Consider the following 20,293-nt stretch of genomic DNA (forward strand, 5'->3'; position numbering starts at 1 on the left):
ATTAGGATTGTGAATAGAATTTAAGAAGAAATAACATATAGGGGGATTCATATGCCATTAGATAAAAGCATTAAAAAAGTATTAGTAGTTGGGTCGGGGCCGATAATAATAGGGCAAGCAGCGGAATTTGATTATTCTGGAACACAAGCTTGTCAAGCGTTAAAAGAGGAAGGCGTAGAGGTTGTACTTGTGAATAGTAATCCGGCAACTATAATGACTGATAAAGAAGTTGCTGATAAAGTTTATATAGAACCTTTAACTATAGAATTTTTGGAGAAGGTTATTGATAAGGAGAGGCCGGACAGTTTACTTGCGGGTATGGGTGGGCAAACGGGACTTAATTTAGCGGTTGAACTATTTGATAATGGAATTTTAGAAAAATATAATGTGAGAGTAATTGGAACCTCGATAGAAGCGATAAAAAAAGGTGAAGATAGAGAACTTTTTAGAAATCTTATGCAGGAAATTGATCAACCGGTAGTGGAAAGTGCGATTGCTACAGATATAGCAGGAGGACTAAGATTTGCGAGTGAAATGGGATATCCCGTAATTGTAAGACCGGCATATACTATGGGAGGAAGTGGGGGTGGAATTGCAGAATCAGAGGAGCAACTACTTGAAATCCTAGAACTGGGATTGCAGTTAAGCTCTATAGGGCAAGTTCTTTTAGAAAAGAGTATTAAAGGGTGGAAAGAAATAGAGTATGAAGTTATGAGGGACGGAAATGGCAATTGCATCACCATATGTAATATGGAAAATGTAGATCCTGTAGGAGTACATACTGGAGATAGTATTGTTGTAGCGCCAAGCCAAACTCTTTCTGATAGAGAATACCAGATGCTTAGAAGTGCATCTGTTGATATTATAAACAGTGTAGGAATAGAGGGCGGATGCAATGTGCAACTTGCGCTTGATCCCAAAAGCTTTGAGTACGCAGTTATAGAAATTAATCCGAGGGTGAGTAGATCGTCTGCGCTAGCTTCGAAGGCTACAGGATATCCTATTGCCAAAGTAGCGGCGAAAATAGCACTAGGATATGCACTAGATGAGATAAAAAATGCAGTAACGCAAAAAACCTATGCCTGTTTTGAACCTTCGCTAGACTACGTGGTAGTTAAAATTCCTAGATGGCCTTTTGATAAGTTTGAGGGTGCGAATAGGGTTTTGGGTACGAAGATGATGGCTACAGGTGAAATAATGTCAATTGGAAGCAATTTTGAGGCAGCACTATTAAAAGGAATTCGCTCTTTAGAAATAGGAAAGTATTCATTACAATACGACTGCCTAGCGCGAAAAAGTTTAAGCGAATTAAAGAAAAGAGTGATGACTCCTGATGATGAGAGGATATTTCATTTGGCTGAAATGCTTAGGCGTGATTATATGGTGGAAAAGGTTTCGGAAATTACAGGAATAGATAAATTCTTTGTAAATAAAATTAAGTGGATAGTGGATGAAGAGGAAAAGATTAAAAAAACGTCAGTGCAAGATATGAATAAAGATTGGTTGCTTTTGTTAAAGAAAAAGGGATTTTCAGATAAAGGCATTGCGGATTTATTAGAGGTGAATCCCAATGTAATTTACGAACTGAGAAATATATGGGATATCAAACCTGTCTATAAGATGGTAGATACATGCGGAGGGGAATTTGAAGCATTATCACCATATTACTACTCGACTTATGATGAATATGATGAGGTAGAGATAAGTGATAGAAAGAAGGTTATGGTAATAGGATCGGGGCCTATAAGGATAGGGCAGGGCATTGAGTTTGACTATGCATCTGTTCATAGTGTAATTGCTCTTAGAAAGCTGGGGATTGAAACTATAATAGTAAATAACAATCCGGAAACAGTAAGTACGGACTTTAATATTTCGGACAAATTATATTTTGAACCATTAACAGAAGAAGAGGTATTTAATATTGTTGAAAAAGAAAATCCTGATGGGGTTATACTTCAATTTGGAGGTCAGACTGCTATTAAACTCGCTAAATTCTTAAAGGAAAAAAATATACCTATATATGGAACTAAGCCTGAGCAAATGGACGTAGCTGAGGATAGAGAAAAATTCGATGCACTTTTGGAAGAGCTAAATATAAATAGACCAAAGGGAAAAGCTGTTTGGAATTTAAAACAAGGATTAGAAGAGGCTGAAAGCATAGGTTATCCGGTTTTGGTTAGGCCGTCGTATGTATTAGGTGGACGAGGAATGGAAATAACTTATTCGGAAAAAGAACTGGAGCATTATTTAAAGAATGCATTTGAGAAAGATAATAAAAATCCTGTTTTAATAGATAGGTATTTATTGGGTAGAGAAATAGAAGTCGATGCTATTTGTGACGGTGAGGAAATATTAATACCGGGCATTATGGAACACTTAGAGAGAGCTGGAGTTCACTCTGGAGACAGTATTACAATATATCCAAGTCGAAATATATCATATGATATAAAAGAAAAGATATTAGAATACACTAAGAAGTTAGCAATAGGACTCGAAGTGATAGGCATGATTAATATTCAATTTATAGAATTTAAAAGTGAATTGTATATAATAGAGGCTAATCCAAGAGCTAGCCGAACGGTTCCGTACATTAGTAAGGTTAGCAAAGTACCAATTGTAGAGCTTGCCACAAGAGTAATGTTAGGAGAAAAATTAAAAAATTTAGGGTATGGTAATGGAGTTTATAAAGAGGCGGAGTTGGTGTCAGTTAAGGTTCCGGTATTTTCAACTCAAAAACTTCCGGAGGTAGAGGTATGCCTTGGGCCAGAAATGAGATCCACAGGAGAGGTGCTGGGAATAGGAAGAAATTTTGAAGAAGCTCTATATAAAGGGTTTGTAGCGTCTGGAATGAAGGTTGAAAAAGAAAAAGGAGTTATCTTGGCAACGATAAATCCGCAGGATTACGAAGAATTTTTGCATATTGCAAAGGTGTTTAATGAATTGAATTATAAATTTATAGCGACGAAAGGTACGGCTAAGTTATTGAGAAATAATGGAATTGATGCCTTAGATGTTAAAAAAATTACGGATGGAGCCCCTAATATCATTGATGTGATAAAGAAAAGGCAGGTTGACTTAGTGATAAATACACCTACTAAGGGAAATGATTTGAAAACAGATGGGTTTAGAATTAGAAGAACAGCTATAGAAAATAACATTGCTGTTATTACTTCATTAGATACTGCGAAGGCTTTAGTAGAGATTATGAAGAAAAATATTGTGAGTGTAAATTTAGAGGTATTTAATATTGCGGATTAGTAGATTTTATTAAAAAAATATTGAATTATAAATTAAAACTGCCCTTAGCTTATGATTAAGCTAAGGGTAGTTTTAAACCTCATCTTGGTTTGCTTTATGTATAAATATTATAATAAATGAATAATTAATAAGAGAAAAGCATTGCATTAATATAAAAAACCATATATAATAAATAAAAACAAGCCAGCAACATCAATAACAGAAGCTATAAAATACCAAGAAGAAAAAAACGTAAGAAGATACACTGTGCATAAAAAAGTGTATAAATATTCACAAAGCTATTATAGTATATTATAACGGGGAGTGGTACAAATGAAAAAAATAATGTCAATTATATTAACGATTTCTATGTCGGGTGTATTACTTGTGGGATGTGGGCAAAAACAGGAAAAACTTAATTCGCTAGAAGCGGTTAAGACGGCGGGCAAATTAACTATAGGATTAGATGATTCTTATCCACCAATGGAGTTTAGAGATTCTAAAAATAATTTAGTAGGCTTTGATGTAGATTTGGGTAATGAAGTAGCGAAAAAATTAGGTGTAAAAGCAGAATATACTTCTAATGACTTTAATGGAATGGTTTTAGCGCTTTCCTCATCAAAATTTAATATTATACTCTCAGCTATGAGTATTACAGATGAAAGAAAAAAGAGTATAGATTTTTCAGACACTTATGTAATGGGTGGTCAGGTTGCGGCTATAAAACAGGGGAATACAAAAATAAAAAGCATAGCAGATTTAAAAGGTAAAATAGTGGCTTGTCAGCTGGGATCTACAGGAGACGCTGCAGCTTCTGTAATGACAGGGTTAAAAGAAGTTAAAAAATATGACAAAATAACAGAAGCTTTTCAGGAATTGTCAATTGGAAGAGTAGATGCGGTAGTTATGGATGCTCAAGTTGGTGGATATTATGTAGCAAAAAAGCCGGGTCAATATGAGGTCTTAACAGAAAAAATTAGTGAAGAACCTATGGGAATTGGATTTAAGAAAGAGGATAAAGAATTAAAAGCAGCGGTGCAAAAGGCACTTAATGAACTAAAAGCTGATGGAACTCTTTCTAAGCTTTCGATGAAATGGTTCGGATTTGACGTATATAAGAAATAGCTAGGGGGATAAGAATGGATATAAATGTTTTAAAAGAAATGTTTCCTGTGTTATTAAAAGGAAGTATATTGACTATAGAATTAACTATAATATCGGTGGTATTTGGAACTTTAATAGGGATAGTTACAGCATTACTTAAATTATCAAAAAACAAACTGATGGTTGGTGTAGCGGGATTTTATACATGGATATTTAGAGGGACACCTATGCTTCTTCAATTAATTGCTTTTTATTATGTGTTGCCATTTTTAGGTGTTCAGCTTTCTCCCTTCCTAACTGCAATAATAGGACTTAGTTTGAATTCAGGGGCTTACATGGCAGAAATAATAAGAGGTGGAATACTTTCAGTAGACAAAGGACAGTTTGAAGCTTGCAAGTCATTAGGGTTTACTTATTTGGATACTATGAAAAGAGTAATACTACCTCAAACATTTAAAATAATTATCCCGTCAGTTGGTAATGAGTTTATAACAATGCTTAAGGATACATCTTTAGTGTCAACTATTACTATGTCGGAAGTTATGAGAAAAGCACAGATTTTATCTGCATCAACTTTTAGACCAATGGAAGCTTTTTTTATAGCAGGATGTTTGTATCTTTTAATGACAACAATTTTCACTACAGTTTTTTCGCATTATGAAAAAAAACTGTCAGTATATTAATAGAGGTGAGAAGAAATGTATATGATAGAAACTAAAAATTTAACTAAAAAATTTGGCTCGTTAACAGTATTTGAAAATTTAAATGTAACAGTTAAAAAAGGAGAAGTGCTAGTTATAATAGGACCTTCTGGTTCAGGAAAAAGCACATTTTTAAGGTGTTTAAATCATCTTGAGCAGCCTAATATGGGAGAAGTTTTCATTGAAGGAGAAAAGCTGGATGTTAAAAATAAAAAGCATATGAGAAACAACATTGAAAAAGTAGGAATGGTATTCCAAAACTTTAATTTGTTCCATCATATGACTGTACTACAAAATGTTATAGAGGCTCCAATTACCGTTAAGAATGAAAATAGAGAAGAAGTATTAAAGAGAGCGGAGGGAATTATAGAGAAGGTAGGTCTTAGAGAAAAAGTAGATGATTATCCGTCGAAGTTATCGGGAGGACAAAAACAGAGAGTGGCTATAGCGAGAGCTTTAGCTATGAGACCTGACATAATACTCTTTGATGAACCTACATCATCTTTAGATCCGGAGCTTGTTGGAGAGGTGTTAGGAGTAATGAAGGGCCTTGCAAAAGAAGGAATGACTATGGTTGTCGTAACTCATGAAATGGGGTTTGCTCAGGAAGTGGCAGATAGGGTGATTTTCATGGATGGAGGAAAAATAGTAGAAGAGGGAACACCAAAAGAAATTTTTAATAATCCTAAAGAGCAACGAACTAAGGAATTTTTAAATAATATACTTTAGAGTAGCACCTATGTAATAACTAATATTCAGTTTCAAATTAATAAATATAATTATTTAGCAAAAATTATTAAAATATAAAATATATTAAAACATAAAAGAACAAAATCGAAGGGGGATATTAAAATGAAAGAAAAAGTAGTTTTAGCGTATTCAGGAGGATTAGATACCTCTATAATAATAACTTGGATTAAGGAAAACTATGATATGGACGTTGTAGCAGCTTGCATTAATATTGGTCAAGAAGATGATATGAAGGCAATTGAGAAAAAGGCTATAAGTTCAGGCGCGCAAAAAATATATATTGAGAATGTAACAGCTGAATTCATAAAAGATTACGTATTTAAAGGAGTTAAAGCAAATGCTGCATATGAAGGAACATATTTATTGGGTACAGCATTTGCAAGACCATTAATAGCTAAAAAGCTTGTTGAAATCGCTCATAAAGAAGGGGCAAAATATATATGTCACGGATGTACTGGGAAAGGAAATGATCAAGTTAGATTTGAAGTTGGGATAACAGCCATTGATCCTTCTATAAAGGTTATTGCTCCTTGGAGAATTTGGGATATAAAATCAAGAGAAGATGCTATAGATTATGCTAATGATAGAGGCATAGAAATATCAGTTACCAAGGAAAAAATCTATTCAGTAGATCAGAACTTGTGGCATGCAAGTCATGAAGGCGGAGATATTGAAGAATTAAATAATGAGCATAAAAGAGATATGTATCTTATGGTTACACCTCCAGAAAAAGCTAAAGATGAACCTACTTATGTAGAGATATATTTTGAAAAGGGAATTGCGACCAAAATTGACGGAATTGAACTTGAGCCAATTGATATTGTTTCAACATTAAATAAAATTGGTGGAGAAAATGGAATTGGAGTTATAGATATAGTCGAGAATAGACTTGTGGGGATGAAATCAAGAGGAATATATGAGACTCCTGGTGGTACTGTACTTTATGCAGCACACAAAGAACTAGAGGAAATAACTTTAGACAAGGATACACTCCACTTTAAATACTTAGTATCACAAAAATATGGGGAATTAGTATATAATGGACTTTGGTTTAGCGCTATGAGAGAAGCCCTTGATGCATTTGTGGATAAGACTCAAGAAACAGTAACAGGGACGGTTAAACTAAAACTTTATAAGGGAAACATCATGTCAGCAGGTAAAGAATCACCTAATGCTCTTTATGACGCGGGTATATCTTCGTTTGGAGCAAGTGATTTATATGATCATAAGGATGCAGAAGGATTTATAAACTTATTTTCATTGCCAAGCAAAATTAAAGCATATAAAAATTTAAACAATAGCTATGAAAAATTATAAAATTTACGAAGGAAGAGCGGGTGATATATATGAAACTTTGGGGTGGAAGATTTAAGGAAAAAGAAAGCAAGCTTATGGAGGACTTTAATAGTTCTCTAAGCTTTGATAAAAGATTATATTATGAAGATATTATGGGTAGCATAGCCCATGTTAAAATGCTTGCTAAATGTAGTATTTTAACAAATGAGGAAAGTGTGACTATAGTTAATGGTCTGAATTCTATTCTTTCGGATATTCAAGAAGGCAAACTTAAAATTGAAGGTGATTATGAAGATATTCACAGTTTTATGGAAATACAGCTTACAAAACTTGTAGGGGATGTAGGTAAAAAACTCCATACAGCTAGGAGCCGAAATGATCAGGTTGCAGTAGATATGAGATTATATTCAAAATACAAAGCATTGGATGTTATTGATAATTTAGATGTTATTTTAAGCACTATTGAAAAAGTTGGGAATGATAATGCGGTTATAATGCCAGGGTATACACATATGCAAAGAGCGCAGGTAGTAACATTTAAACAGCACATTATGGCGTACTTTAATATGTTAAGTCGCGATAAGAAAAGGATTATAAGCGCTACAGAGATTATGGATGAAAATCCTCTTGGATGCTGTGCACTGGCGGGAACAACATATGATACAGACAGGAAGTTTACAACAAGCGAACTAGGGTTTAAAAAACCTACAGATAATTTTATGGATGGAGTAAGTGATAGAGATTATTTATTAGAACTTTTATCCGGTTTTTCTATAATAATGATGCATCTTAGTAGATTAAGTGAGGAGTTCATTTTATGGAGTACTAAAGAATTTAATTTCATTGAAATTAGCGATGAATTCTCCACAGGCAGTAGTATAATGCCACAGAAAAGAAATCCAGATGCAGCAGAATTAATAAGAGGGAAAACTGGAAGAGTATATGGAGATTTAATGAGTCTGCTTACCACTATGAAAGGAATACCACTTGCCTATAATAAAGATATGCAAGAAGATAAAGAACCTTTCTTTGATGCAGTTGACACAGTTTTAAAATGCTTAAAGGTTATGAATGAAATGTTAAGTACTTTAAAAATCAAAAAAGATAATATGTATAACGCAGTTAAAAGAGGTTTTCTAAATGCTACGGAAGCTGCAGATTATCTTGTAAGCAAGGGGGCAGCCTTTAGAGATGCTCATGGAGTTATAGGCGCTATAGTTATAAATTGTGAAAAAAAACATAAGGCTATAGAAGATTTAAGTTTAGAAGAACTTAAAAGTTTTAGCGATTTATTTCAAAATGATGTGTATGAATTTATAGAATATGAAAAGACTTTAAGCCGCGGTATAAAAAAAGAAATGTAAAGGCCGCCTTAGAGGTGGCAGAATACACCCTTTAAATATAAGGCACGTAACAGGTAAATCCCCACCTGTTACGTGCTTTTTAGTAGATAAAGCTACTATAGTAGATAAAGCTACTATAGTAGATAAAGCTACTTTAGTAGATAAAGCTACTTTAGTAGATAATTAATAGTTGAAATCTATAAGGCACTTTTTAATGCCATCTTCAGTTTTAGGCATAACAATATCATAATGCTTCAATTTACTATTACTTATTCGTAAGTCCCTTGGATGTTCTTTGTATTTTTCGGTATCTTTTTCTAAATAATTACCTACTTTATGATTTAAGCCAATTTCTTTTAATATGAGCAAAGCTATATCATAAGTGCTTAAGTTATTTTCGCTTCCAGTGTGATAAGTTCCGTATGGAAGAGTAAAAATCTTATCAAAATTTGCTATTATATCATAAACATAGGTCATTCCTCTAAATTCATTTGAGGGTAATTTCATTTTTTTATCATTTAAAATAGCAGATACAACATTCCATAGTATATTAGAATTTACCCTGCAGTTTTTTTCTGGAAATCCAAATAACCAAGTAAGTCTTAAAATCCATAGTTCATCAATAATTCCTTTTAATTCGTTTTCAGCTTCAAGTTTATGTTTCCCATAAATGGTATTTGGAGTTGGGGTGTGATTTTCATTATATGGTCCTGATTCGATATTGCCGTTAAAAATTTGTTCAGAACTTAAATATATTAATTTAGATTTTGTTAAACTACAGGCTTTAGCAATGTTAATTGAACCTTTTACATTTATTTCATAAGATAGTTCTGGGTTTCGTTCACACAAACCTGTATCAGCAATAGCAGCGGTATGAATCACGTAATCAGGTTTGAATTTCTGTATAATTTCTAAGGCTTTACTCTCGTCTGTTATATCTAACTCTGCATGTCCTAATGGGATTATTTCGTATTTATCTTTATAATATGTGTAATATCTTGATGCTAAGAAACCATTAGAGCCGGTTAATAATACTTTTTTCATTGAACTCACCTCGTTTTTTTCTTCATAATTATAATATCACATAATTTGAACTGTGGCTAAATTTATGGACTAAGAAAAAAATGCCTAAGCTTAAAAACAATAATAATTATTATTAAGCTTAGCGCACTTTTAAATTCTTAGTATTATTCAATAAATAAATGTAAGGTGGTGTATATATGAATAAAAAGATTTAGTGGTTTTAGCAACGATTATTATTTAAAGGAATTACTTCTAAAGATTCTATGCTTTTTATAATTATCTTCCCAATTTTTAAGAAATTCTTTTGCGCAAACTTCGCCAGAATTATATAACTCCATAATTTTTTTATTCCCAATATTAAAATCTGTGGTTTTAATATCAAGGGTATCGATTTTTACAGTACGCAAGAAATCCATTTCTCTTATATGAATACCATCTTGTGCTTCTAACATAGTCTCAATAATTGAGCTAGTAAAATTTAAGATATTTGTGATTTTATGTTCTCGTATTTCTTTGTTCCCTCCGAGTTTAAAACCGATGGTTGGCCAGAGAGGAACACCATTCACATCAAAAATCCAAACTGGGTAATTGCTTAAAACACCACCATCAAGAATGAGAGACTTTTTATTAGTCTTTATATTATATAAGTTTACAGGGTGGAAAAAATAGGGGATAGATATACTCATTCTTATTGTTTTCCTGAAATGTTTTTCCATTGATATCCATTATCCTCAAATGTTTTTAAGGCACCTACAAGACCGATGCCCTTAACTCCGCCACCTTCAAACACAATATCTGCAAATCTTTTATTGTTGTATATATTCATATATACCACCCCTTTATGAGTAATATATGAATAAAAATATCTTCATGTCATATATTTAAAAAATAATATTAGTTACACTTTTTTTTGTTAAAAGAATATAATATATTACAACCATTTTATAAAAGAGGCAATGTATGAAAAAGTTAGAAGAATTCACGCCTTGTCAATTAGCCACATTAGCAACAGTAATAGGGGTTATAATTGCTGGAAAACTTAATGTTAATCAACAAAATGTAATAGGTAATTTTTTAACGGGTTTGGCCCAAAGTATTTTGATAATTGCAGCTCAGTCTCAAAATCTTGAATCGCAGGATGGCAATCAATCTGGAGATAATGGAAACAGTAATTCTAAGGGCGATAACAAGGATTTACAAAAACAGATAGATGAACTAAAGGAATATATTAAAAAGTTTGAAGATAATATGGATTGTTAAGAAAAACGCACTGAATAAAAGATGCGTTTTTTATGGTTTGACATTATAAGAATTTTTAGGTAGTATATACGTGTAAAGTAATTTAATATTAAAAACTAGGGGAGTCAATATTTTTGTCTGAGAGGAAACAGTTAAGTTTCGACCCTTATAACCTGAATTGGATAATGCCAGCGGAGGGAAAATATAATTTGCATTTAGGTTAAAATAAGAATATATAAATGGTGCAAAGTTATTTGATTATAGAACCCTTCGCTTAAAAATGAGCAAAGGGTTTATTTTACTTTAACAATATTCTAAGGGGGAATTGAAATGTCAGTTGTAAATGTGAGTCTTCAAGTTATACCAGTGGTTGCGGAAGAAAAAATTTACCAAGTAGTAGATAAGGTTATAGAATATATTCAATCTAGTGGAGTAAAATATGAGGTAGGACCAATGGAAACCACTATGGAAGGTGAAATGGATGAGCTTTTAGATATAGTAAAAAAGGCCCAGGAAATTTGTGTAGTTCATGGAGCAAGTAGGGTTGTTTCTATAGTGAAAATCGATTATAAAGCTGAAGGCGTGACTATGAATGAAAAAACATATAAGTATAGAAAATAAACTTATTCCTATAGTTTTTCAATTAATAATTCTTTTTATATGGCAGATAGCTGTAGAAAAATGGAAGGTTCCGCAATACATATTGCCTTCGCCAAAAGATATTATTAGTACCTTGGTGAATATAGTTCCAAGCATTACTAAGCATATTTATGCGACTTTATATGAAGCCTTGATTGGATTCGCAATATCAATTTTGATTGCGTTAATTTTAGCCATCTTAATGGATAATGTGAAAATCATTAAAAAATGCATATATCCAATTTTAGTAGTATCTCAAACCGTTCCAATTATTGCTCTAGCACCACTTTTCATAATATGGTTTGGTTTTGGAATATTACCTAAGATTATTGTAGTAGTGTTAGTGTGCTTTTTCCCTATAGTTGTTAGTTTGATTGACGGATTAGAATCAGTAGACGCGGATATGGTAAACCTTTTAAAGACTATGGGAGCTAGTAAGTTTCAAATTTTCACCATGGTGAAGCTGCCATCCTCTACTGTAAATTTTTTTTCGGGCCTTAGAATAGCGGCAACCTATAGCATTATGGGGGCAGTTATTGGAGAATGGCTTGGAGGGGATAAGGGTCTTGGGGTATATATGATTAGAGCTAAAAATTCATATGCACTTGATAAAGTTTTTGCAGTAATTATAATTATTGTAATATTAAGCATGGGACTATTTGGACTCTTATACTTAATACAATATTTTTTTACTCCTTGGACTAGAAATAAAGCAGATAACAATGACTAAATTTATATAGGACATATTATTTTATTTGGAGGTAAAATCATGCTAAAGAAAGTAATTTCATTATTATTAACAGTTTCAATGACTACAGTTTTATTTGTGGGTTGTGCTGCAAAAAAAGAAGATGTAAAGAAGGAAAAAACTTTAAAAAAGGTTACTGTTATTTTAGATTGGATACCAAACACTAATCATACTGGATTATATGTATCGAAAGATAATGGATATTTTAAAGAAGAAGGACTTGACGTGGAAATTATTCAACCAGCGCAGGGAAGTACTGCAAGTTTAATTGCAGCGGGCAAAGGAGATTTTGGCGTAAGCTATCAAGAAGATGTAACTTATGCTAGAACTGCTAAAGATCCACTTCCAATAAAAGCTATAGCCACTATTATTCAGCATAATACTTCTGGGTTTGCATCGCCTAAGGAAAAAAATATTAAATCTCCTAAGGATTTTGAAGGAAAAACCTATGGCGGATGGGGGTCGCCTTCTGAAAATGCAATTTTAAAGGCGGTTATGGAAAAAGATAATGCGGATTTTTCAAAACTAAAGATGGTAGATGCAGGATCAGAGGATTTCTTTGCTGTAACTAAGAAAAATATTGATATTGAATGGGTATTTTATGGATGGACAGGAATAGAAGCGAAGCTTAAAAATATTCCTATTGACTATATTGATATTGGAAAATTAAATAAAGATTTAGATTATTATACTCCGGTAATTATAGCCAATGAGAACAAATTAAAAGCGGATCCCGAAATGGCAAAGAAATTTTTAAAAGCAGTTACAAAAGGATATGAATACAGCATGGAGAAACCTGAGGAAAGTGCTAAGGTTTTACTGAAAAATGCACCGGAGACAGATGAAGCTCTTGCCGTCGCAAGTCAAAAATATTTAAAGGATCAATATAAAGCTGAAGCTGAAAAATGGGGCGTAATGAAAGAATCGGTTTGGAATAATTACACCAAATTTCTTTTAGATAAAAAGCTTATAGGAAAAGATATGAAGGCGAGTGAGGCATTTACTAATGAGTACTTACCAAACTAGTAATGAAAAATTAAGAGTAGAAAATATTAAAAAAACTTTTGGAAGTATGAATATAATAAATGATGTTTCTTTTTATGCAAGAGAGAATGAGTTTATAAGTTTACTAGGACCAAGTGGCAGTGGTAAAAGTACAATTTTTAATATTATATCAGGCCTTTTGCGTAAAGATGCGGGTGAAATTATATTTGACGGAGAAAAATGCTGCGATAGATTTGAAAAAGTAAGTTATATGCATCAAAAGGACTTGCTACTTCCATGGAAAAACATTGTGGATAACACTACACTGTCTCTTATTATAAAAGGAAAATCTAAAAAAGAGGCAAGGGCTCAGGCGCTTAGTCATTTTAAAACATTTGGGCTTGAAGGCTTCGAATATAAATATCCTTTTCAACTTTCAGGAGGTATGAGGCAGAGAGCTGCATTGCTTAGAACATATATGTCATCATCTGATATTATGCTGTTAGATGAGCCTTTTGGTGCACTTGATGCAATTACTAGGGCAAAGATGCACTATTGGCTAATAGACGTAATTAAAGAGCTAAAAGTTACCATAATATTTATAACTCATGATATTGAAGAAGCCGTATTCTTATCTGATAGAATATATGTATTATCAGATAAACCGGCAACTATAAAAAAAGAAATAATCGTTGATTTACCTAAAAACAGAAATAAGGATATTGTTACATCAGAAAAATTTAATGAAATAAAGAAAATCATTTTACAGACAATATAAATGGAACACCCAGCTTAAAAGCATTTAAGTTGGGTGTTTCATTTATATTGAGATTGAAAAATGTATGATAAATTTATAGTTGTGAGAAAATAGAACAATAAGCCACATGGAAATAAATAAAAAGTCAATATTGGAGGAAACAAAATGAAACGAGGAGCTATAGAAAGGAATTTTAAAAAAATAAAAAGTCAATTTGCTCAGATTGAAGAAATAGTAAAGCATACTAAGTCAAATGTACTATGGGAACATGAAGCTGCTGTAAGAAAGAAACTAAAGGAATTAAATGAGTTTAAGAAAGAAAATTTTAAAGACTATAAAAGGGTTCATGAAAATTATTCAGCATTACTTAAATATATATCAATAAGGCTTGTTGAGGACTATAACAAGAAAAATAATACAGATTTTAATTTTGAGAACATTTTAAAGGACAAGGGTGAAAGCTATTTAAAATCAGGAATTATAAGTGTGTTAATAACGGAGCATATTCCTGAGATTATATCTAGTGAGTTTGAACGCGTGTTTCCAACTAATCCTAAAAATGAATATGAGGGATCGAGAAAATTTAAAAGAAAATTTTATCTCCATTTAGGTGAAACTAATACTGGGAAAACATATAATGCAATGATGCGGCTTAAAGAGGCAACAAAAGGAATTTACCTTTCTCCCTTAAGAATATTAGCACTTGAGAATTTTGAAAGATTAAATAGAGAAGGTGTAAAATGTAATCTTGCAACTGGAGAAGAAGAAATAATCATTGAAGATGCAGCTCATGTATGTTGTACTATAGAAAAATTAAATATAAATGAGGAATATGAAGTTGGTATTATAGACGAAATTCAAATGATAGATAATGACCAGAGGGGAGCTGCCTGGACAAGAGCTGTTTTAGGATTAAAAAGTAAAGAGATACACATTTGCGGGGCTACGAATGCGAAAGAATTGCTAATAAAAATAATAGAGGATTGCTCTGAGGAGTACGAGATTATAGAGTATAAAAGGGATACCCCTCTTGTAATGGAAAATAAATCTTTTGTATATAAAAGTATTGAGGAAGGTGATGCGCTTGTTACATTTTCGAAGAAGAAAGTATTAGAACTAGCTTATCATTACTCAAACCTAGGTATAAAAGTAAGTTTAATCTATGGAGATTTACCGCCAGAAGTTAGAAAAAAACAGTACAATCAGTTTATTAACAAGGAAAGCACAATTTTAATATCTACTGATGCAATAGGTATGGGAGTTAATCTTCCTATAAAAAGAATAATATTTATGGATATTAAAAAATTTGATGGTAATGAGATAAGGTATTTAACTTCTCAAGAAGTGAAACAGATCGCGGGAAGGGCAGGTAGAAAAGGGATATATGAGGTTGGATATGTAGCATCTTATGGCGATTCTCAAGATTTTATAAGAGAAAGTTTAGACACAAGGGATGCAACTATAGAAGAAGGAGTAATAGGCCCAAGTGAAGCTATATTAAAAATCAGTTCGCTTTCTCTTAGAGAGAAATTAGCGTTATGGAGTACAAAAGAAGAAAAAACACCTTTTTATAGAAAAATGGATATAAGCGAGTATTTGGTGGTATTAGATAATTTAAGGAGTTATAAATTGGAAGAATCAATTCAATGGAGACTACTAAAAATTCCTTTTGATGTATCTAATGATAAGATGATGAATGCATTTTTAAAATATGTAGATGAATTGTTTATAACTAAAAGAGAGATTATCTCAAAACCACAGCGTCTATTAGAAGATCTTTATGAATTAGAGCTTTACTACCAAAAAATAAATATTTATTATTCCTTCTCAAAAGTTTTTAAATTAAATTTTGATGAACAATGGGTATATGAGAATAGAATAAAAGTCAGTGAAGATATTAATAAAATTTTGAAAAGTATATAAAACAAATGATAACATCGATGATTCTTATAGAAAATAATATTTAAAAGTATAACTATTACTAGATTAAACAAAGTTAAAATTAGATAGGATGTGCAGCAAAACTGTATACCCTATCTTTTATTAAGGCATATTCACATAAATAATTAATTGGAAATTTATTTTAAATATATAGTTGACTTATACTACATAATGAAGTATACTATATCTCGTAGTGTTAATTACTAATAAGGCTCCTTGGTCAAGCGGTTAAGACACCACCCTCTCACGGTGGGATCAGGGGTTCAATTCCCCTAGGAGTCACCATTAACACTTTTTTTTATTGGGATGTAGCCAAGCGGTAAGGCACTAGACTCTGACTCTGGCATCCGCAGGTTCGAATCCTGCCATCTCAGCCAAATATATTACCATAATCAATATAAATAATTCTAGCATAATGTTTATTTTGCTGGGGTTATTTTTTTGTATATTTTTTCCTTGGAATAATAATAATTATATTGTTAGATGAAGAAGTTAGGCATAATAAAAAGTATTAGTTAGACATTTATAGTTAATACTATATTTAAACTTTGAATTGTTTTGTACTTCAGAGAATGACAAGGAGGGAAATATATGAAAACTGGTGTAGTAAAGTGGTATGATGTTGAAAGAGGATATGGATTTATATCCGCTCAAGAAGGCGTGGATGTATTTGTTCACCATTTAGCAATAAAAGAACAAGGGCCAAGAAAGGATTTACATGAGGGCGAAGAAGTGCAATTTGATGTTGTAGATGCACCTAAAGGCCCTCAAGCTATTAATGTTCAAAAAATGTAGAAATATTAATTATTATGAAATAATATAAACGGAAAAATTTCGGCACGCTCATTTAATCCTTGAGTGTGCTTTTTTACAATGTATTTTGAATTTATTTGGTTGAAAAATATGGGTGTGCGTATAGTATATAATGGTAACACATTCTGGAATTTATAATATATATAAAATAGAAAAAAACTTGATGGGGTGAAACTTTTGATTGATATTAATGAAGAGATTATACGAGAATACAGTGATAAAGATTCTTATAAAAGTGGAACAGAGTATTATTTAAGTAATAAGGTTAAGCATATTGAGATAGAAATAAAGAAGCGAGAAGATTACAAGGAAACTAAGATAACTTCAGATGTGGAGTCAACAAATTTCACTCAGTATAAAGTAGACACAAGTTTTAATAATACTAATTCTTTTATAAGTTATCATTGTCAATGTAATGATTGTTATAGTTATTATGGAGAGGTGAGTATGTGCAAGCATGTAGTGGCTACATTATTAAAGTATTTTTATGAGAAAGACGAAATTATTAAAGCAAAAAAAATGGCTAAAACAAATAGTTTAATTAAACAAATAACTAAAAGTATAAATGGTGATCAAAGGAAAAAATCATATCTAAATGTAGATGTAAAATATGAGCATGATTCTAATAGTGATAACCGAAAATCTTTCGTGAGTCTAAAGATTGGAGAGGATAAGCAATACGTAGTTAAAAACATAAAAGAATTTTTTATTTGCTATAATAAAAGTTTTGAGTCTATGGAGTTTGGGAAAAGATTTACATACAATCCCTATTTGCACTCATTTAAAGAAGGAGATTTAAATATTATAGAACTTTTCAAAGAAGCGAGTGAACTTGAGACGGTGGCTTCAAATACATATAAGGGAAATACAGTAAAATTTCTGTCTGGTAAAAAAGCTTATTTTACAGACAGCATGGTTAAAAGATTATTTAAATGCTTATACAATAGAGATCTAACTGTGGTAATAAAAGGCGAAACGTTTACTAATGTACACATAAAGCAGGAAACCATACCCTTAGAATTCGAAATCAATAGAGAAGATAGTAAATTTATACTTCAGCAAAAAGAAGATATGCCTATTGCAATAAGCGATGATGGGGAATTCTTTTTCTATAAAGGTGAAATATATCAGCCACCTATTACTCAAAGAGATGCATATTTACCTTTTTATAATAGATTTAAAGAAGAAAATAATAAGTGCATAGAATTTTATGAAGAAGAGAAAGATGATGTAGCATCATTTGTACTTCCAACTTTAAACAAGATAAGTGATAGAGTCGCCATAGACACATCATTAGAAAAGGAATTTTATATAGAAGAGCTTAAGGCAGTTGTTCATTTTGAAAAAAAGCCTGAAAATGTAGAGGTGTTCATAACTTTCAAGTATGGAGAGGTTGAGATAAATCCTTTTAATAGTAGAGAAAACAAAGCACAAGAGGGAAGAGTACTTATAAGAGACATAGAGAAGGAAATGGGTATCATAAATCAATTTCTTGAATTCGGTTTCGTTAGTACAAATAAGGGGTTTGATATGCGAGATGAAGCAAAGCTCCTAGAGTTTTTAGTTTCAGGACTGGAAAAGCTTCAGCAAGTGGCAGAAGTATATTATTCTGAAGAATTCAAGAAGATTAAGGTGCACGGAAACGCCGGATATAAGTCGAATATAAAGCTTAATAAGGATAATCTTTTAGAGTTTAGCTTTAGTATTGAGGGGGTAGATAATACTGAGCTTAGTAATGTTTTCTCAGCTTTAAGAGAAAAAAGAAAGTATCATAGGCTTAAAAACGGCAGCTTTGTATTATTAGATTCAAATAATTTATTAAAAGTTGCTCAAATGATAGAGTATCTAAATATAAAGGATAGCGATATTACGAAGAATAAAATTCTACTTTCAAAATATAATGCCATATATATAGAAGAAAAATTAAAACGAGAACGAATGGATTTTGTGGATACAAATAAAAAATTTAGAGAACTAGTTAATACTGTTAAGGATATTAAAGAATTGAAAGCAATAGTTCCTAAAACCTTAGATAGTATAATGAGAGATTACCAAAAGGTAGGATTCAAGTGGTTAAAAACTCTTGCAAGGTGTGGATTTGGAGGAATACTAGCAGATGAAATGGGGCTCGGTAAAACGCTACAAGCTATAGCATTTATTCAATCAGAAGTGCATGAAAATGAAAATAAGCAACCATCTATAGTAGTATGCCCTACGTCGGTTGTGTTCAATTGGAAGGATGAAATAGAAAAATTTGCACCATCACTAAATTGCATAGTAATATCAGGAAATAAAAGTCAAAGAGTGCAGCAAAAACAAAACATTGATGAGACCGATGTGATTATTACATCATATGCACTTATACGGCGAGATCTTGAGGACTATCAAAAAATAAAATTTAGATACTGTTTCTTAGATGAGGCACAGTATATTAAGAATTTTAATTCGCAAAATGCACATTCTGTGAAAAGTATAAATGCTATAAGTAAATTCGCACTTACAGGAACGCCTATTGAAAATTCTCTCACGGAACTTTGGTCGATTTTTGACTTTATAATGCCAGGTTATCTTTTAAATCATAGTGCTTTTTCAAAAAAATATGAAGCGCCAATTGTGAAGGATGGAAGTCATGAAGCGCTACAAGAACTAAATAATCATGTAAAACCATTTATACTTAGAAGGACTAAATTAGAGGTTGCAAAAGATTTGCCTTCTAAAATCGAACATAGAATTTCAGTAGAAATGACGGAGCAGCAGAAAAAGGTGTATTTAGCCTATTTAAAGGATGCAAAGGGAGAACTAGAAGAAGATATTAAGGCGAAAGGGTTTAATAAAAGCAAGTTTAAAGTACTGTCAATTTTAACAAGGCTAAGACAGATATGTTGCGACCCTTCTACTTTTATAGAGGACTATGTTGGGGGTAGCGGCAAAATGGAAGCAATAGATGAAATTTTAGAGAATGGCTTAGAGGGAGGTCATAGAATATTAATATTTTCTCAATTTACTAGAGTGCTTAAAAACATTTCTAAGAGGTTAGAGCCTAAAGAGATAAGGTGCATGTATTTAGATGGATCTACTAAGGCAGAAAAAAGAGTAGAAATGGTAAAAACCTTCAATGAAGGAGACACACAGGTATTCTTAATTTCTCTTAAAGCTGGGGGTACAGGTATAAACCTTACAGGTGCAGATATGGTAATACACTTTGACCCTTGGTGGAACCCAGCTGTGGAATCTCAAGCTACAGATAGGGCTCATAGAATTGGGCAAAAGAAGACAGTAGATGTGATAAAATTGATAGCTAGAGGGACTATAGAAGAAAAAATATTTAAGTTGCAACAAAAGAAAAAAGAAATTGTTGAAAGCGTTATTAATGATGAAACAGGAGCAGAATTATTTCTTTCTCAGATGAGCCAAAATGAAATTGAAGATTTATTTGTTTAATAATGCAGCTCCGCAGGAGATGTTTTAACTGAATAAATTTATTAAGTAGTATATTGCTATGGGAAAATAATATTGGTATTTTTAGTGAAAAAACGAAAAAAATGTTGACTTATGTAGAAATGAATGTTATTATTTTGAAAAATGAATAATAATAATCCGTATAATCTTGATAATAAGGTTCAAGAGTTTCTACTAGAAGGCCATTAACCTTCTAACTATGGATTAATCCTATAAGTAAAGATTTTTACTGAAATTATGCCCGTGGATTAATCCTATC

At 32.0% G+C, this 20,293-nt stretch carries 17 protein-coding genes, 2 tRNA genes and 2 riboswitches; of the genes, 16 read left to right on the top strand and 3 right to left on the bottom strand.

What is annotated here, in order from left to right; genetic code table 11:
* Nucleotides 1–51 precede the first annotated feature (51 nt).
* From carB to argH, 6 genes are all read left to right on the top strand, one after another.
* Nucleotides 52–3,258 (top strand): carbamoyl-phosphate synthase large subunit, encoded by a 3,207-nt coding sequence (carB, locus tag ACWJJT_RS01580; RefSeq protein WP_462955796.1) that lies wholly within the window; start codon nt 52–54, stop codon nt 3,256–3,258.
* A gap of 312 nt (nt 3,259–3,570) precedes the next feature.
* The gene (locus ACWJJT_RS01585; protein WP_462955797.1) at nt 3,571–4,362 is read left to right on the top strand and encodes an ABC transporter substrate-binding protein; all 792 of its coding nucleotides are present in this window, start codon (nt 3,571–3,573) and stop codon (nt 4,360–4,362) included.
* Between the two features lie 14 nt (nt 4,363–4,376).
* Entirely contained in the window at nt 4,377–5,024 is a 648-nt protein-coding gene (locus tag ACWJJT_RS01590; RefSeq protein WP_462953918.1) for an amino acid ABC transporter permease, read from the top strand.
* Between the two features lie 15 nt (nt 5,025–5,039).
* Entirely contained in the window at nt 5,040–5,771 is a 732-nt protein-coding gene (locus tag ACWJJT_RS01595) for an amino acid ABC transporter ATP-binding protein (RefSeq protein WP_462955798.1), read from the top strand.
* A gap of 123 nt (nt 5,772–5,894) precedes the next feature.
* Nucleotides 5,895–7,109, top strand: a complete 1,215-nt coding sequence (locus tag ACWJJT_RS01600) for an argininosuccinate synthase (protein ID WP_462955799.1) — start codon at nt 5,895–5,897, stop codon at nt 7,107–7,109.
* A 29-nt stretch (nt 7,110–7,138) separates the two neighbouring features.
* Nucleotides 7,139–8,452, top strand: a complete 1,314-nt coding sequence (gene argH / locus ACWJJT_RS01605) for an argininosuccinate lyase (protein WP_462956724.1) — start codon at nt 7,139–7,141, stop codon at nt 8,450–8,452.
* Between the two features lie 162 nt (nt 8,453–8,614).
* On the opposite strand, the gene ACWJJT_RS01610 is transcribed toward argH, so the two are convergent.
* The 3 genes from ACWJJT_RS01610 to ACWJJT_RS01620 form a co-directional block, all read right to left on the bottom strand.
* Nucleotides 8,615–9,475 carry an SDR family oxidoreductase gene (locus tag ACWJJT_RS01610; protein ID WP_462955800.1) on the bottom strand — a complete coding sequence of 287 codons (861 nt, stop codon included), beginning with the start codon at nt 9,473–9,475 and terminating at the stop codon, nt 8,615–8,617.
* Nucleotides 9,476–9,687: 212 nt separating this feature from the next.
* The gene (locus ACWJJT_RS01615) at nt 9,688–10,140 is read right to left on the bottom strand and encodes a patatin-like phospholipase family protein (protein ID WP_462955801.1); all 453 of its coding nucleotides are present in this window, start codon (nt 10,138–10,140) and stop codon (nt 9,688–9,690) included.
* 2 nt (nt 10,141–10,142) lie between these two features.
* Nucleotides 10,143–10,280, bottom strand: coding sequence for a hypothetical protein (locus ACWJJT_RS01620; RefSeq protein ID WP_462955802.1), 138 nt, complete (start codon nt 10,278–10,280; stop codon nt 10,143–10,145).
* Nucleotides 10,281–10,414: 134 nt separating this feature from the next.
* On the opposite strand from ACWJJT_RS01620, the gene ACWJJT_RS01625 reads away from it, so the two are divergent.
* From ACWJJT_RS01625 to ACWJJT_RS01670, 10 genes are all read left to right on the top strand, one after another.
* On the top strand, nt 10,415–10,714 hold the full coding sequence (locus ACWJJT_RS01625) for a hypothetical protein (protein ID WP_462955803.1): 300 nt from the start codon (nt 10,415–10,417) through the stop codon (nt 10,712–10,714).
* A gap of 87 nt (nt 10,715–10,801) precedes the next feature.
* Nucleotides 10,802–10,911, top strand: a riboswitch (TPP riboswitch).
* A gap of 112 nt (nt 10,912–11,023) precedes the next feature.
* Entirely contained in the window at nt 11,024–11,314 is a 291-nt protein-coding gene (locus ACWJJT_RS01630; RefSeq protein WP_462955804.1) for a thiamine-binding protein, read from the top strand.
* The gene (locus ACWJJT_RS01635) at nt 11,286–12,062 is read left to right on the top strand and encodes an ABC transporter permease (RefSeq protein WP_462955805.1); all 777 of its coding nucleotides are present in this window, start codon (nt 11,286–11,288) and stop codon (nt 12,060–12,062) included. Before ACWJJT_RS01630 ends, ACWJJT_RS01635 begins: the two co-directional genes overlap by 29 nt.
* Before the next feature lie 39 nt (nt 12,063–12,101).
* Nucleotides 12,102–13,106: an ABC transporter substrate-binding protein gene (locus tag ACWJJT_RS01640; RefSeq protein ID WP_462955806.1), complete on the top strand. Its 1,005-nt coding sequence runs from the start codon at nt 12,102–12,104 to the stop codon at nt 13,104–13,106.
* A complete protein-coding gene (locus tag ACWJJT_RS01645; protein WP_462955807.1) occupies nt 13,087–13,842 on the top strand; it encodes an ABC transporter ATP-binding protein in 756 nt (251 codons plus the stop codon). Before ACWJJT_RS01640 ends, ACWJJT_RS01645 begins: the two co-directional genes overlap by 20 nt.
* Nucleotides 13,843–13,986: 144 nt before the next feature.
* The gene (locus tag ACWJJT_RS01650) at nt 13,987–15,744 is read left to right on the top strand and encodes a helicase-related protein (RefSeq protein WP_462955808.1); all 1,758 of its coding nucleotides are present in this window, start codon (nt 13,987–13,989) and stop codon (nt 15,742–15,744) included.
* Nucleotides 15,745–15,972: 228 nt separating this feature from the next.
* Nucleotides 15,973–16,047, top strand: a tRNA-Glu gene (locus ACWJJT_RS01655).
* Nucleotides 16,048–16,064: 17 nt separating this feature from the next.
* Nucleotides 16,065–16,139, top strand: a tRNA-Gln gene (locus ACWJJT_RS01660).
* A 214-nt stretch (nt 16,140–16,353) separates the two neighbouring features.
* On the top strand, nt 16,354–16,557 hold the full coding sequence (locus tag ACWJJT_RS01665; protein ID WP_462955810.1) for a cold-shock protein: 204 nt from the start codon (nt 16,354–16,356) through the stop codon (nt 16,555–16,557).
* Between the two features lie 198 nt (nt 16,558–16,755).
* The gene (locus ACWJJT_RS01670) at nt 16,756–20,016 is read left to right on the top strand and encodes an SNF2 helicase associated domain-containing protein (RefSeq protein WP_462956725.1); all 3,261 of its coding nucleotides are present in this window, start codon (nt 16,756–16,758) and stop codon (nt 20,014–20,016) included.
* A 136-nt stretch (nt 20,017–20,152) separates the two neighbouring features.
* Nucleotides 20,153–20,254, top strand: a riboswitch (purine riboswitch).
* Nucleotides 20,255–20,293 lie beyond the last annotated feature (39 nt).

It is taken from the genome of Clostridium sp. CM041 (assembly GCF_055081035.1).

Coding starts and splice junctions, on each gene's coding strand:
- ACWJJT_RS01640 (WP_462955806.1), top strand. CDS start 12,102: ATGCTAAAGAAAGTAATTTCATTATTATTAACAGTTTCAATGACTACA.
- ACWJJT_RS01625 (WP_462955803.1), top strand. CDS start 10,415: ATGAAAAAGTTAGAAGAATTCACGCCTTGTCAATTAGCCACATTAGCA.
- ACWJJT_RS01635 (WP_462955805.1), top strand. CDS start 11,286: ATGAAAAAACATATAAGTATAGAAAATAAACTTATTCCTATAGTTTTT.
- ACWJJT_RS01615 (WP_462955801.1), bottom strand. CDS start 10,140: ATGAGTATATCTATCCCCTATTTTTTCCACCCTGTAAACTTATATAAT.
- ACWJJT_RS01620 (WP_462955802.1), bottom strand. CDS start 10,280: ATGAATATATACAACAATAAAAGATTTGCAGATATTGTGTTTGAAGGT.
- ACWJJT_RS01590 (WP_462953918.1), top strand. CDS start 4,377: ATGGATATAAATGTTTTAAAAGAAATGTTTCCTGTGTTATTAAAAGGA.
- ACWJJT_RS01600 (WP_462955799.1), top strand. CDS start 5,895: ATGAAAGAAAAAGTAGTTTTAGCGTATTCAGGAGGATTAGATACCTCT.
- ACWJJT_RS01645 (WP_462955807.1), top strand. CDS start 13,087: ATGAGTACTTACCAAACTAGTAATGAAAAATTAAGAGTAGAAAATATT.
- argH (WP_462956724.1), top strand. CDS start 7,139: ATGAAACTTTGGGGTGGAAGATTTAAGGAAAAAGAAAGCAAGCTTATG.
- ACWJJT_RS01630 (WP_462955804.1), top strand. CDS start 11,024: ATGTCAGTTGTAAATGTGAGTCTTCAAGTTATACCAGTGGTTGCGGAA.
- ACWJJT_RS01610 (WP_462955800.1), bottom strand. CDS start 9,475: ATGAAAAAAGTATTATTAACCGGCTCTAATGGTTTCTTAGCATCAAGA.
- ACWJJT_RS01585 (WP_462955797.1), top strand. CDS start 3,571: ATGAAAAAAATAATGTCAATTATATTAACGATTTCTATGTCGGGTGTA.
- carB (WP_462955796.1), top strand. CDS start 52: ATGCCATTAGATAAAAGCATTAAAAAAGTATTAGTAGTTGGGTCGGGG.
- ACWJJT_RS01665 (WP_462955810.1), top strand. CDS start 16,354: ATGAAAACTGGTGTAGTAAAGTGGTATGATGTTGAAAGAGGATATGGA.
- ACWJJT_RS01650 (WP_462955808.1), top strand. CDS start 13,987: ATGAAACGAGGAGCTATAGAAAGGAATTTTAAAAAAATAAAAAGTCAA.
- ACWJJT_RS01595 (WP_462955798.1), top strand. CDS start 5,040: ATGTATATGATAGAAACTAAAAATTTAACTAAAAAATTTGGCTCGTTA.